The following is a 13,340-nucleotide window of genomic DNA, read 5'->3' as shown; positions in this document are numbered from 1 at the left end:
CCATGTCGCATTTCTTCATCAAGCGGCCGATCTTCGCCTGGGTCATCGCGATCCTGATCATGCTGGGCGGTGTGCTCGCGGTCATGCGCCTGCCGATTGCACAGTACCCGCAGATCGCGCCGACTGTCGTCACGATCACGGCGACCTATCCCGGCGCCAATGCCCAGACTGCCGAGAACTCGGTGACCAAGGTCATCGAGCAGAACATGACCGGTCTCGACTATCTCCAATACATGTCGTCGTCGAGCACCTCGACCGGCGTCGTGCAGATCTCGCTGACCTTCACCAACGAGGCCGATGCCGACATCGCTCAGGTGCAGGTTCAGAACAAGCTCCAGCTCGCAACCCCGTTGCTGCCACAGGTCGTGCAGCAGCAGGGCATCAAGGTCGTGAAGTCGTCGGCCAGCTTCCTGATGGTGCTCGGATTCGTCTCCGAGGACGGCCGGTTGGCGGCCAGCGACATCGCCGACTACGTGTCGTCCTCGGTCAACGATCCCATCAGCCGGGTCGCCGGCGTCGGCCAGGTCACGTTGTTCGGCGCCGAATACGCCATGCGCATCTGGCTCGATCCCAACAAGCTCGCCAAATACAATCTCATGCCCGGCGACGTGATCGCGGCGATCCAGACCCAGAATACCCAGGTGACGGCTGGCCAGCTCGGCGGCCTTCCGTCGATCGGCGGTCAGCAGCTCAATGCCACCATCACCTCGCAGAGCCGCCTCCAGACTGTGGAACAGTTCAAGGACATCATCCTGCGCACGGCGTCGTCGGGCCAGGTGGTGCGCGTCGGCGACGTCGCGCGTGTCGAGCTCGGATCGAAATCCTACGATTCCGCGGCGCGCTACAACGGCAAGCCCGCCGCCGGCATGGGCATCAGTCTTGCGACCGGTGCCAACGCGGTCGCGACCTCGGAAGCGGTGAAGGCGCGCGTCGCCCAGCTCAGTGCCACCATGCCGGAGGGGCTTCGCGTCGTCTATCCCTACGACACCACGCCCTTCGTCAAGCTGTCGATCGAGAAGGTGGTGCACACGCTGTTCGAGGCGATCATCCTCGTCTTCGTTGTGATGTTCGTGTTTCTTCAGAGCTGGCGCGCCACCATCATTCCGACCATCGCCGTGCCCGTGGTGCTGCTCGGCACGTTCGGCGTGCTCTCGCTGGCGGGCTATTCGATCAACACGCTGACGATGTTCGCGATGGTGCTGGCGATCGGCCTGTTGGTCGACGATGCCATCGTCGTGGTCGAGAACGTCGAGCGCGTGATGGCCGAGGAGAAGCTCGGTCCGCGCGAGGCGACCGAGAAGTCGATGCGCGAGATTACCGGCGCCCTGATCGGCATCGGTGTCGTATTGTCGGCTGTGTTCATCCCCATGGCGTTCTTCAACGGCTCGGTCGGAATCATCTATCGGCAGTTCGCGCTCACCATCGTCACGGCGATGCTGCTGTCCGTGCTGGTGGCGCTGGTGCTGACGCCGGCGCTGTGCGTCACGATCCTGAAGCCGCCGCAACACGGCGCGCCGCGCGGCTTCTTCGGCCTGTTCAATCGCAGTTTCGACCGCATGGCCGACGGCTATCAGCGCACGGCCGGCGGCGCGATCAAGCGCGTCGCCGGCGTCATGATCGCCTTCGTGGCGATCGTTGCCGGCATGGTCGTCCTGTTCCAGCGGCTGCCGAGCTCGTTCCTGCCCGAGGAGGACCAGGGTACGATCATGACCCTGATCCAGCTTCCGGTCGGCGCTACCTCGGCGCGCACGCTCGACGTCATCAAGCAGGTCGAGCGTCAATACCTGGACAACGAGAAGGATGCGGTCGAAGGCGTGTTTGCAGTCAACGGCTTCAGCTTCGCGGGGCAGGGGCAGAACGTTGGCCTCGCCTTCGTCAGCCTGAAGCCGTTCGACGAGCGCAAGCATCCGGGGACTTCTGCGCAGGCCGTGGCCGGCCGCGCCATGGGCGCGTTCGCGAAGATCCGTGACGCCATGGTGTTCGCAGTGTTGCCGCCGTCCATTCCGGGCTTCGGCAATTCCGGCGGCTTCGATCTCTATCTCCAGGACACCGGCGGGAACGGTCACGAGGCCCTGATCCAGGTGCGCAACCAGTTGCTCGGCCAGCTCGCGACGGACAAGCGCGTGGCACAGGCGCGGCCGAACGGCCAGGACGATACGCCGCAATTCAACCTCGACGTCGACCAGGCAAAGGCCACCGCGCTCGGTGTGAATCTCAGCGATCTCAACACCACGCTGTCGGCGGCCTGGGGCGGCGCTTATGTCAACGACTTCATCGACCGTGGCCGCGTCAAGCAGGTCTATGTGCAAAGCGATGCGCCGTTCCGGATGGACACCAGCGACATCGGCCGCTGGTACGTCCGCAACACCGCGGGCTCGATGGTGCCGTTCTCGGCGCTGGCCACCAATCGCTGGAGTTTTGGCTCGCCGCGCTTGGAGCGCTACAACGGCGTTGCCGCCGTCGAGCTTCAAGGCCAGGCGGGGCCGGGCATCAGCTCGGGCGTCGCCATGCAGGCGGTGGAGGAGCAGATGGCCAAGCTGCCGAAGGGCTACGGCCACGAATGGACCGGCCTGTCGTTTCAGGAGCGGCTCACCGGCAGCCAGACGCTCTACCTCTATTCGATCTCGCTGCTGATCGTCTTTCTCAGTCTCGCGGCGCTCTACGAGAGCTGGTCGGTTCCGTTCGCGGTGATGCTGACGGTGCCGATCGGTGTGCTGGGCGCGCTGCTCGCTGCCACGCTGTTCGGCCAGGCCAACGACGTCTATTTCCAGGTCGGTCTGCTCACCACGATCGGTCTCGCCTCGAAGAACGCGATCCTGATCGTCGAATTCGCGCTGGAGCAGATCGCGGCCGGCCGCGGCCTCGTCGAGGCCACGCTGCACGCGGCGCGGCAGCGCCTGCGCCCCATCCTGATGACCTCGCTCGCGTTCATTCTCGGCGTGCTGCCGCTGGCGGTCGCGACCGGTGCGGGCTCCGCCAGCCAGAATGCCGTCGGAATTGGCGTTGCCGGCGGCATGATCGCGGCAACGGTCCTCGGCATCTTCTTCGTCCCCGCGCTGTTGGTGCTCGTTCGGCGGATGTTTCCCTGCGCCGAAGCCGAGACGGCCAAGGCCGTTGCCCTCGCGGAGCCCGCGGAATGACTGCATCGCAGCTCCAGGCGGCTCGCGCCGCCCGGAGCTGATCTGGCTGGTCTACAACGTCATCTTCATCGGCTCCGGATAGTAGCGGAAGCCGTCGCCTGCCTTGGCGACGTGGCCGTAGCCCGGCCAGGCGAAGTGATAGGACATCACCGGGATCTTGTTCGCCGCAAGCATCGTCAGGAGCTTGACGCGTGACTCGGCCGCCTGCTTGGGATCGCTGTCGTAGGAGAACTCCATCCGCGGCCGCTCCAGCAGCAGCACCGAATGGTGCGAGAGGTCGCCGAGGAAGGCGAAGGATTTGCCCGCCGACGAGACCGTGAAGATGGTGTGACCGACGGTGTGACCCGGCGCGGCGATGGCCTGCACGCCCGGAAGGAACTCCTGACCGTCCTTGAAGAACACGATGCGGTCGCGGACCGGCAGCAGGTTCTTCCGGGCGTGGACGACGAAGTCCTTCGCGGCGCTGCCGAGCTTGCCTTCGTCGGTCCAGAAGTCGAAATCGGTCTGGGAGATGTAGACCTGCGCGTTCGGAAACAGCGGCTTGCCGCCTTCGTCCACGATGCCGCCGATATGGTCGATATGGGCATGCGAGCAGACCACGGCGTCGATGTCACCCGGCTTGATGCCGGCCTCGGTCATGCTCTTCTGTTGTCGCCCGGTGCTTGCGCCGAACATTTTCGAGCTGCCCATGCCGGTATCGAACAGGATGAGCTTGTCGCCGGTGTTCACGATCGGAGAATTCTGTTCGAGCACGACGTTGTCCGGCGACAGGAAATTGTCGGCCAGCATCTTCTTGACCTCTTCCTTGGGAACGCCCGTGAACGTCCCGGAGGGATCACCCAGCGGCAACGGCCCGTCGGACACGACGGTCACCTCGGCATCGCCGAGAACGAAGCGATGCCAGTAGGGCGTCTGGGTGCCGAGCTTGGGAGCCCGCGCCAGCGCGCTGCTGCCGAGCATGGCGCTGGCACCAAGACCCGCCCCGAGTGCGAGCAGGGACCGGCGAGAGACATCGATTGTCATGCATTTCCTCCGCTTTGTCTTTTATCTTGCGCAATTGTATGCGCATCGCGGCCGGCCGTCGGTCATGGGGCCGAGGTCGGCAGGTTCCATGCTGCGCTGGTTACGTCTAGCTAGCAAGTAGAATTGGTTCGCAGATATGCGACCGCGGAATTGCGCTCTACGCAATTCTCAGCGCGACGTCATTGCCTTCCGTCTCGGCAAAGCCCGCCTGCAAGACCTCTTCGCGCTTATGGCGCAGATGTGCGCGCAGGATATGGGAGAGGCCGACGCCGTCGCGGCGCTGGAGTGCGTTCAGGATCGCCTCATGCTCCCTGACCGCGAGCGCCCAGCGCTGTGGCGTCATCGGCGTGACGTAGCGCGCGCGCCGGATGCGCGCGGTCACGGAGGTGTACAGCCCCGCGAGCACGGGGTTTCCGGCGGCGTTGACGATGGCTTCGTGAATGGCGCGGTTGCCGCGATAGTATTGGATCAGATCATTCTCGCGATAATGCTGCACCATGTCCGCATGCGTGGCGGCGATCGCATCGATCTCCGCGTCGGTGATGCGCTCGCAGGCGAGCTCGCCGGCAAGAGCCTCCAGACCCTGGCAGACCTCGAACAGATCGCGCATGTCCTTGTCGGTCAGCTTCGCCGCGCGCGAGCCGCGGTGCGGCAGCAGCTGCACGAGTCCTTCGGCAGCGAGCACCTTGAGCGCTTCACGCAGCGGCGTGCGCGAGATCTCGAGCCGCTCGCACAGCTCGCGCTCGGGAATCCGCGCGCCTGGCGGAATCTCGCCGTCGAGCAGGATGGCGCGGATGCGTCCGACGACGTCTTCATGAAGCATGGCACCAGCGCTCACTTTGAATGCAAAAACACAGAAATCGATCGAAATCTGCAAGTTCCAGCTTGCTTATGGCAGATTTTGCATTCAAAAATGCAAAAAGACAAGAGGACATGAGGAAATGGACCTGGCTGCGGAGGCGGACGACCTCGTTTTTGAATGCAAGGACGGCATCGGGCGGATCACCTTCAACCGCCCGCAGGCCCGTAACGCCTTCACCTTCGCCATGTATGAGCGGCTGGCCGCGATCTGCGAGCAGGCCAACGGCGACCATTCGATCAAGGTGCTGGTGCTGCGCGGGGCAGGCGACAAGGCGTTCGCCGCGGGCACCGACATCAATCAGTTCCGCGAATTCAAGGCGCCGCAGGATGCCATCGATTACGAGAACCGCATCGATCGGGTGCTGACGACGCTGGAAGAGTGTCGGGTGCCGACGATCGCAGCGATCAACGGGTTCTGCACCGGAGGCGGGGCGGGCATCGCCGCGGCCTGTGACCTGCGCATCGGCACGAGGAGCGCCAAGATCGGCTTTCCCATCGCGAGGACGCTCGGCAATTGCCTGTCGATGTCCAATGTCGGCCGCCTCACGGCGCTCATTGGGGCTGCGCGCGTCAAGGATCTGATCTTCACCGCGCGTCTGGTCGATGCCACGGAAGCCGCCAGCGTCGGGCTGCTCGGCGAGGTGGTCGAGGACATTGCCGCGCTGGAGAAGCGCGCCGATGAGGTCGCCCGGCTGCTCGCCAGCCATGCGCCGCTGACGCTGAATGCGACCAAGCAGGCCGTCGCCCGCCTGCAACGGCGCCCCACGGGAGACGAGGGCGAAGACCTCATCCTGCTGTGCTACACGAGCCAGGATTTTCGTGAAGGGCTCGATGCTTTCCTCAACAAGCGCGCGCCGCAATGGCGCGGCCAATAGGACGCCCCGATGCCAAGTTCGCAATCCGCCTCCCGCCGTTCGGGACCGCTCGCCGGTCTCAAGGTCGTCGATCTCACCCATGTCATGGCCGGGCCGACCTGCACCCTGATGCTTGCCGACATGGGCGCCGACGTCATCAAGATCGAGAAATGGCCGAACGGCGACGACACCCGCCATTCGGTGCCGCCGAAGATCGGCGATGAAGCCGCCTCCTTCCTCATGATGAACCGCAACAAGCGCGGCGTCGTGCTGGACCTGAAGACCGACGGCGGCAAGGAAGTGCTGCGGCGCTTGATCGCGAGCGCCGACGTGCTGGTCGAGAACTTTGCGCCCGGCGCGATGGAGCGTCTCGGCTTCGGCTACGAGGCGCTGCATGCCGAATTCCCGTCGCTGATCTATTGCTCGCTGTCCGGCTTCGGCCGCACCGGCCCCTACAAGCACCGCCGCGGTTTCGATCTGGTCGCGCAGGCCATGAGCGGCATCATGAGCTTCACCGGCGAGCGTCCCGACGGCCCGCCCGTCAAATGCGGTCCGCCGCTCTCCGACATCACCGCCGGTCTGCTGGCGAGCATGGGCATCCTCGCGGCCTATACCCATCGTCTCAAGACCGGAGAAGGGCAGTGGGTCGAGACCTCGCTCTACGAGGCTGCACTGGTGCAGACCTATTGGCAGTCGACCATTGCGCTCGCCGCCGGCACCGCGCCCCGCGCGATGGGGTCGGCGCATCCGCTCAACGCGCCATACCAGGCCTTCGAAGCCTCGGACGGCTGGCTGGTCGTCGGCGGCGCCAACAAGAAGCACTGGCTGCTGATGCTGGAAGCGCTCGGCGCCAGCGAGCTCGCCGCCGATCCGCGCTTCGTCAACGGCGCCGACCGCATGGCCAATCTGAAGGAGCTCGAAGCGGTCCTGAGCGAACGCTTCCGCACCAAATCGCGCGCACACTGGCTCGCGGCACTGGACGAGAAGGGCGTGCCGTGCGGACCTGTGCACGACATGCTGGAGGCCCTCGGCGATCCCCAGACACTGGCGCGAGAGATGGTGGTCGAGGTCGAGCACTCCACGCTCGGCCCCGTCAAGACGATCGGCCTTCCCATCAAGTTTTCGGAGACCCCAGGCAAAGTGCGATCGGGCGCTCCGGTCTATGGTGAGCACACGGACGAGGTGCTGGCCGAGCACGGGTTCGACCAGTCACGAATCGAAGCGCTCGAAAAAGAAGGCGCGATCGTGCGGGCATCAGGCAGACGCGCGGAACGCGTCGCCTGAGCCGAAGGCAAGAACAACGATAAGAATACAAAGAATGCAGGTGGAGGAAATCATGGGTCGGACGTCAACACTTCTGCTTTCCGCAGCGTTAAGCGTGCTAGCCGGCGCGGCTCCGGCGCTCAGCGCCTGGCAACCGCAAAAGCCGATCGAGTTCGTGGCCACGGCCGGGCCCGGCGGAGGCACCGACAATCTCGCCCGCGCGGTGCAGAACATCATCACCAAGCACAAGCTGACGGAGCAGCCGATCGTCGTCGTCAACAAGGGCGGCGGTAGCGGCGCGGAAGGCTATGTCTACGGCAAGGCCTCCGCCGGCGATCCCCACAAGGTGATCTTCGGCACCTCGAACGCCTGGCAGCAGCCGCTCGTCTCCAAGGTCGCCTTTAACTACACCGATCTCACCCCGATCGCGGCGATGGCGCAGGACGAGTTCCTGCTGTGGGTCAAGCAGGACTCGCCGTACAAGACGGCGGGCGATTATCTGAAAGCCGCTGCCGCGGGCGAGTTCAAGATGGGCGGCGCGCAATCGAAGGACACCGACGAGGTCCTGACCCGCATGATCGAGAAGGCCGGCAAGGTCAAGCTGACCTATATCCCGTTCAAGAGCGGCGCCGAGACCGCCGTGCAACTCGCGGGCGGGCATCTCGATTCCCACGTCAACAATCCCAGCGAGAGTCTTGGGCAATGGCGGGGCGGCACGCAGCGGCCGCTCTGTGTCTTCAGTCCGAAGCGACTGCCGCAGGGGCCAAAGGTCACCGCGAGCGAAGGCTGGAGCGACGTTCCGACCTGCATCGAGCAGGGGCTCGACATCAAGCAATATGAGCAGCCGCGCACCGTGTGGCTGCCGGGCAAGGTCACGCCGGACCAGGCGGCATTCTATGTCGACCTGATGAAGAAGGTGCAGGCCACGCCCGAGTGGAAGGACTATATCGAGAAGACCTCCCAGGTCGACACCTTCCTGACCGGCGCCGAGCTCGACAAGTTCATCAAGGAGGACCTCGAGCACATCAGGCAGGTCGCAGGCGAGCAGGGCTGGCTCGTCAAGTGAGGCGGGGCGGTAGCGTAGGCGGTGGCCGATTGGACAGGACCGCGCCACAAACTCCGCTGTCGTCCCTGCCGAGTGCGGGGAAGCGGTGTGTGTCATGATCGGCCACGTTATTACGGGTCTTGAGTGGAGCCCTCCATGATCTCCCGCCGCGCGCTTGAGTTGGCCACCGCCATCCTCACCGGCAGCTTCGGTGTCGCCGTCATTGTCTCCAGCCTGGACAACGGCATCGGCTGGTCGAGCGCAGGTGTAGAGGCCGGCACGTTTCCGTTCCTGACGGGGATCATCGTGGTGGTCGGGAGCCTTTACAACCTGGTGCGTGGCGCGCTGCCGGCCGCCACATTGGCCAACGTCCCCATCGCCATCACGTCCATCGAGCTGCGCCGGCTGGCCGGTCTGTTCGTGCCGGCTGCGATCTTCGTGGCGGCGATTCCGCTGGCCGGGATGTACGTCGCTTCCGCGCTCTACATCTTCACGGTGCTGGCCATCCCGCGTCACCAATCCGTGCCGCGTGCGCTCGCCATGGCGGGGGCAACGGCGCTTGCGCTCTATGTCGTGTTCGAGCGCATGTTCCAGGTCAGTCTGCCGCACGGTGCGCTTGCCGCCGCGTTCGGGTTCTGACGGAGAGGTCGATGGATAATCTCTCAGAGCTCCTCCACGGCTTCACCATCGCGGTCACCGTCCCGCATCTGCTGCTGATGGTGGTCGGTGTGCTGCTCGGCATTCTCGTCGGCGTGCTGCCGGGACTGGGCGCGCCGAACGGGGTATCGCTGCTGTTGCCGCTCACCTTCGGCATGCAGCCGGTGTCGGCGATCATCCTGCTCTCCAGCATGTATTGGGGCGCGCTGTTCGGCGGCTCCGTGACCTCGATCCTGTTCAACATTCCGGGCGAACCGTCGTCGGTCGCGACCACCTTCGACGGTTACCCCATGGCGCGCGACGGCCGGCCGACCACGGCGCTCGCGACCGCCTTCGGCTCGGCGGCGATCGGCGCGCTGATCGGCGTCATCCTGATCACGTTCCTCGCATCCTGGGTGGCGCAGGTTGCGCTCGCCTTCGGGCCGGCCGAGTATTTTGCGGTCTATTTCCTCGCCTTCGCCAGCTTCGTCGGCATGGGAGGCTCGGCGCCGATCAAGACCGTCGTGGCGCTGGCGATCGGCTTTGCCATCGCGGCCATCGGCATCGACACGGTGTCCGGCAGCGTGCGCCTGACCATGGGCGTCGATGAGCTGGTCAAGGGCGTGAGCTTCGTCGTCGCCGTGATGGGTCTGTTCGGCATCGGCGAGCTGCTGGTCGCCGTCGAGGAGGAATTTCATGCCCGCGCGGTCTCCTCGAAGATCGATTGGCGCGAGGTGTTTCGCGCCGTTGGCCGCCTGCCGTGGCACGGCCTTGCCTTGCTGCGCAGCGCCGCGATCGGCTGCTGGATGGGGATCACGCCGGGCGGCCCGACCGCGGCCTCCTTCATGAGCTATGGCATCGCCCGCCGCTTCTCGCGCCGTGGCCAATATTTCGGCACCGGCGAGGTTGAAGGCATCATCTCGCCCGAGACGGCCGACCACGCAGCCGGCACCAGCGCGCTGTTGCCGATGCTGTCGCTCGGCATTCCCGGCTCGGCCACCGCGGCGGTCATGATGGGCGGGCTGATGATCTGGGGTCTCAATCCCGGGCCGATGCTGTTCGTCGACCAGAAGGATTTCGTCTGGGGCCTGATCGCCTCGATGTATGTCGGCAACATCGTCGCCGTCGTGCTGGTGCTGCTCACCGTGCCGGTTTTCGCCGCCTTGATGCGCATTCCCTTCGTGGTGATCGCGCCACTGATCGTGATCATCTGCGTCGTCGGCGCCTATTCGGTGTCGAACTCCTATCTCGACGTCATCATGATGCTCGGTTTCGGTGTCGTCGGTTATCTCTTCAAGAAGCTGTTCTATCCGCTGGCGCCGCTCGTGCTCGCAATCGTCATCGGCGACAAGGCCGAGGATGCGTTCCGGCAGTCGATGCTGATCTCGAAGGGATCCCTGGGGATCTTCTTTGCGAACAAGCTGGTGACATGCCTGATCGTCGCCGGCATCGCGCTGTTGCTGCTTCCGCTCGTGCTGCAGCTTGCGCGGCTCTGGCGTAAGCCGGCATCTCCCGCGGCTGACCCGACCACCCAGGAAAAGGTGATCATATGACCGCAAAGCCGCTCATTGCATTGGCAATGGGAGATCCCGCCGGCATCAGTCCGGAGCTGACGGCGAAGCTGGTGGTGCGGGACGACATCCGCGCGAGCTGCCGGCTCGTCGTCATCGGTGACCGCCGCATCTTCGACGAGGGTGCGCGTGTCGCCGGCGTCAAGGCGGACTTGACGATGGTGGAGCAAGGAGCCGACCCGCGCGCAGCTCAGGGCGATGCGCTGTTTCTCGATCTCCGTCACCTTGATCCCAGAGAGGTCGAGCCAAGAACCGCGACGCTTGCCGGTGGCAGGTTCGCACTGGCGAACTATCGGCGTGCGCTCGAGCTTGGCCGCGACGGTCGCGTCGATGCCGTCTGCTTTACGCCCTTCAACAAGCAGGCGATGCGGCTCGCCCGCGCCGAATATGACGACGAGATCGCGTTTTCGGCCGAGGTGGTCGGCCTCAAGACCGCCGCGAGCGAGTTCAACGTGCTGGACCGGCTCTGGAACGCACGCGTCACCTCTCATATCCCGCTCAGGGACGTCGCCGCGAAGCTGTCCAGCGAACGCATCCACCGTGCGCTGACGCTGACCGATGCCTGCATGCGCAATGCCGGCTTCGCACGCCCCCGCATCGCGGTTGCCGGGCTCAATCCGCATGCCGGCGATGGCGGAAATTTCGGCCGCGAGGAAATCGACATCATTGCGCCCGGTGTGACGGCAGGCCAGCGCGAGGGCATCGCCGCAGAGGGACCGTTTCCCGCCGACACCGTGTTCCTGCGGGCCAAGGCCGGCGCCTTCGATGCGGTGCTGACGATGTATCACGACCAGGGCCAGATCGCGATGAAGCTGATGGGCTTCGATCGCGGCGTGACCTTGCTCGGCGGCTTTCCGTTCCCGATCTGCACGCCCGCGCACGGCACCGCCTACGACATCGCAGGGCAGGGCGTCGCATCGATCGGCGCGAGCCGTGCCGCGCTGCTGCTGGCGGCGGAGATGGCGACTGCCACAAAACGTCCTCGGTGAACCGACGGTGACTTTCGCCCGACGACTCTAGAGGCTCGCGAGCCATGTTGCGAGCGCATAGGCCCGTCACGATCCTGAGCCTATTCTGAATCTCCGGGATCAGTGGCCGCTCAGCACCAGTGTCTTGACCGGCAGCAGCAGGGCTTGAATGCGCAACAGAAGGGCATGCACGAGCCCCGTCGCATCGACCACATGCAAGGCAAATCCCTTGAGTGCGCCGGTCTTGGGGTCCGCAATCGCATCATGGTTGCTCGTATAGGCGTTGACCATGCAGGCCGATCCTGGCGTGACGCCCTCGAGCCCGCCCTTATAGAGCGGCTCCAGAAATGCCAGGATCGTGCCGGGCTGCCGCAGATTTTGCGGATCAATGAGCTGTTCGCCCGAGCGGAATTGTCCTGCGGCGATGTAGTCCTGCACGCCAGTGACCACGAGCGGAATGATGACCCACGGCTTCGAGATGCAAGTCGCCTCCGCAAGCATGCCAGGTCGTATGACCTGGGCTTCGATCTGGCCGAAGCCAGCCTGCAATGAGCGCCGGCCAGCGCCATCCGGAATCAAGACGCCAGCCGGCCGCATCATCTGATTGACGACATCGCCGGTACGCAGAAGGAATTGCTCCACGCGTCCATCGATGCCGGCTCGAATTGAGGTCTTGTCGAGGTCCACTTGCGCCTCTGCCATGGCCGCCTCGGCACTCGCCTTCTCGGCGGGCAGAAGCGTCGAGATTCGCAGGGTCGAAGCCTCCCTGGCGGCACTGGCGGCATCGACGCCCGCCTGCCGCTGATCGACGATGACCTGGAGTTTTTCGATGTCGCGCTGCGGCACGATTCCGGGATTGCGCCGCTGCAATTCGCTCTTGGTGTCGAGCTCGTCCCTCGCTTGCTGCCAGGCCGCCTTCGCTTCTCCGATTTGGGCGTCCGCCTTGACCACATCGGCCCGCGCGCTGATCAGTGAGGCATCGACCTCGGCGACCTTTCGTTTTGCCGTCTCGAGTGCCGCCTGCTGCTTGGCGCTGTCCAGCCGGAAGAGCACGTCGCCTTTCTTGACGGGCGCGCTGTAATCGACGTTGACCTCGGCGACGCGGCCGGCGACTTCGGGCAGGATCGGCACGGTGCGGAAGTAGAGCGTCGCCGAACTGGTCGAAGGATGATAGTAGAAGATCATGGTGATCAGCGCGATGGTCAGCATCAGGCAACTGGTGATGCCCCACCTCAGCTCGTACCAGACCGAGAAGAGCGTTATCTCCTTGCCGAACCGCTTACCCTGCCGATAGCGCCGATAGAGGTAGTCCGGGAGGATCGTCACGAGCGAGCAGAGCAGGAGTTCAAGCATGACCTTGAACTCCCTCGTGCGGCGCATTCTTGGTGCCGGAATTGCCGGACAGCTCGGCTTCGGTTGCCGGTTGCCGGGTCTGCGGCGCTGCATCGGCGATCCGCTCCACCGAGCCGGCGATGGTGCGCAGCGGCGTGGAGAAGTCCGGCAGATCGATCATCGCGAGAAGGAGGCCTGCGATCCAGAAGATGTGCATGTGTGTGAACAGCGAGATGAGTCCGAGCACGGCGACAAGCTCGAATTGCAGCTTCTGCGATTTGTGCGCCATCCGCTCCGGAAGGCTGTGCAGCTTCCAATAGAGCGTACCCACCCACAACACGACGGCAATGAGGAAAATGGCCATGACGACCATCAGGGCGTCCGAGCCGTCAGGTCCAGGCACGAAGAACGGCAGGTGATGGGGCGCTGCCGGATGCATTTGTTCGCTCAAGCTCGTTGCCCCGCAAGAAAAAGCTCGAGAGCCCACGGTAGGGCTCTTTCATTGCCGGGCATTGTTCCCCAACACAAGAGCGAGAGCAAGGATGTGTCGGGCTGCCGTTGTGGAGAGTGTGTGCTAGATCGCCGCGCCCGAAGGCATTTTTATCGAGACGGTCGTTGCAAGAACAAATGTGCCGCGATGGCGCCCT

At 64.6% G+C, this 13,340-nt stretch carries 11 protein-coding genes; 7 read left to right on the top strand and 4 right to left on the bottom strand.

Annotated features, from left to right (window positions below; all coding sequences use genetic code 11):
- Window positions 1-2 precede the first annotated feature (2 nt).
- A complete protein-coding gene (locus RX330_RS20765) occupies window positions 3-3,140 on the top strand; it encodes an efflux RND transporter permease subunit (RefSeq protein ID WP_317239636.1) in 3,138 nt (1,045 codons plus the stop codon).
- 51 nt (window positions 3,141-3,191) lie between these two features.
- Here the strand turns inward: RX330_RS20765 and RX330_RS20760 are convergent, their stop codons facing one another.
- The gene (locus RX330_RS20760) at window positions 3,192-4,163 is read right to left on the bottom strand and encodes an MBL fold metallo-hydrolase (protein WP_317239635.1); all 972 of its coding nucleotides are present in this window, start codon (window positions 4,161-4,163) and stop codon (window positions 3,192-3,194) included.
- Window positions 4,164-4,320: 157 nt separating this feature from the next.
- Complete coding sequence (locus RX330_RS20755) at window positions 4,321-4,986, bottom strand: GntR family transcriptional regulator (RefSeq protein WP_212085515.1); 666 nt, start codon at window positions 4,984-4,986, stop codon at window positions 4,321-4,323.
- 118 nt (window positions 4,987-5,104) lie between these two features.
- Between RX330_RS20755 and RX330_RS20750 the strand changes: the two genes are divergently transcribed.
- The 6 genes from RX330_RS20750 to RX330_RS20725 all read left to right on the top strand — a co-directional run bounded on the left by RX330_RS20750 (window position 5,105) and on the right by RX330_RS20725 (window position 11,382).
- On the top strand, window positions 5,105-5,899 hold the full coding sequence (locus tag RX330_RS20750) for an enoyl-CoA hydratase/isomerase family protein (protein WP_317239634.1): 795 nt from the start codon (window positions 5,105-5,107) through the stop codon (window positions 5,897-5,899).
- A gap of 9 nt (window positions 5,900-5,908) precedes the next feature.
- Window positions 5,909-7,162: a CaiB/BaiF CoA transferase family protein gene (locus RX330_RS20745; protein WP_317239633.1), complete on the top strand. Its 1,254-nt coding sequence runs from the start codon at window positions 5,909-5,911 to the stop codon at window positions 7,160-7,162.
- Window positions 7,163-7,214: 52 nt separating this feature from the next.
- Window positions 7,215-8,207 carry a Bug family tripartite tricarboxylate transporter substrate binding protein gene (locus RX330_RS20740; protein ID WP_317239632.1) on the top strand — a complete coding sequence of 331 codons (993 nt, stop codon included), beginning with the start codon at window positions 7,215-7,217 and terminating at the stop codon, window positions 8,205-8,207.
- 135 nt (window positions 8,208-8,342) lie between these two features.
- A complete protein-coding gene (locus RX330_RS20735) occupies window positions 8,343-8,825 on the top strand; it encodes a tripartite tricarboxylate transporter TctB family protein (RefSeq protein ID WP_317239631.1) in 483 nt (160 codons plus the stop codon).
- An 11-nt stretch (window positions 8,826-8,836) separates the two neighbouring features.
- Entirely contained in the window at window positions 8,837-10,375 is a 1,539-nt protein-coding gene (locus RX330_RS20730; RefSeq protein ID WP_317239630.1) for a tripartite tricarboxylate transporter permease, read from the top strand.
- Entirely contained in the window at window positions 10,372-11,382 is a 1,011-nt protein-coding gene (locus RX330_RS20725; protein WP_317239629.1) for a 4-hydroxythreonine-4-phosphate dehydrogenase PdxA, read from the top strand. The genes RX330_RS20730 and RX330_RS20725 overlap by 4 nt, the downstream gene beginning before the upstream one ends.
- Before the next feature lie 99 nt (window positions 11,383-11,481).
- Here RX330_RS20725 and RX330_RS20720 read toward each other — a convergent pair whose 3' ends face one another.
- Window positions 11,482-12,714 carry an HlyD family secretion protein gene (locus tag RX330_RS20720; RefSeq protein ID WP_212085495.1) on the bottom strand — a complete coding sequence of 411 codons (1,233 nt, stop codon included), beginning with the start codon at window positions 12,712-12,714 and terminating at the stop codon, window positions 11,482-11,484.
- Complete coding sequence (locus tag RX330_RS20715; RefSeq protein WP_249153272.1) at window positions 12,707-13,144, bottom strand: hypothetical protein; 438 nt, start codon at window positions 13,142-13,144, stop codon at window positions 12,707-12,709. The genes RX330_RS20720 and RX330_RS20715 overlap by 8 nt, the downstream gene beginning before the upstream one ends.
- Window positions 13,145-13,340: the final 196 nt, after the last annotated feature.

This window comes from Bradyrhizobium sp. NDS-1 (genome assembly GCF_032918005.1).
GTDB lineage: Bacteria > Pseudomonadota > Alphaproteobacteria > Rhizobiales > Xanthobacteraceae > Bradyrhizobium > Bradyrhizobium tunisiense.
This window is presented reverse-complemented; position numbering and strand designations above follow the sequence as displayed.

Coding starts and splice junctions, on each gene's coding strand:
- RX330_RS20730 (WP_317239630.1), top strand. CDS start 8,837: ATGGATAATCTCTCAGAGCTCCTCCACGGCTTCACCATCGCGGTCACC.
- RX330_RS20735 (WP_317239631.1), top strand. CDS start 8,343: ATGATCTCCCGCCGCGCGCTTGAGTTGGCCACCGCCATCCTCACCGGC.
- RX330_RS20765 (WP_317239636.1), top strand. CDS start 3: ATGTCGCATTTCTTCATCAAGCGGCCGATCTTCGCCTGGGTCATCGCG.
- RX330_RS20740 (WP_317239632.1), top strand. CDS start 7,215: ATGGGTCGGACGTCAACACTTCTGCTTTCCGCAGCGTTAAGCGTGCTA.
- RX330_RS20720 (WP_212085495.1), bottom strand. CDS start 12,714: ATGCTTGAACTCCTGCTCTGCTCGCTCGTGACGATCCTCCCGGACTAC.
- RX330_RS20760 (WP_317239635.1), bottom strand. CDS start 4,163: ATGACAATCGATGTCTCTCGCCGGTCCCTGCTCGCACTCGGGGCGGGT.
- RX330_RS20750 (WP_317239634.1), top strand. CDS start 5,105: ATGGACCTGGCTGCGGAGGCGGACGACCTCGTTTTTGAATGCAAGGAC.
- RX330_RS20745 (WP_317239633.1), top strand. CDS start 5,909: ATGCCAAGTTCGCAATCCGCCTCCCGCCGTTCGGGACCGCTCGCCGGT.
- RX330_RS20725 (WP_317239629.1), top strand. CDS start 10,372: ATGACCGCAAAGCCGCTCATTGCATTGGCAATGGGAGATCCCGCCGGC.
- RX330_RS20755 (WP_212085515.1), bottom strand. CDS start 4,986: ATGCTTCATGAAGACGTCGTCGGACGCATCCGCGCCATCCTGCTCGAC.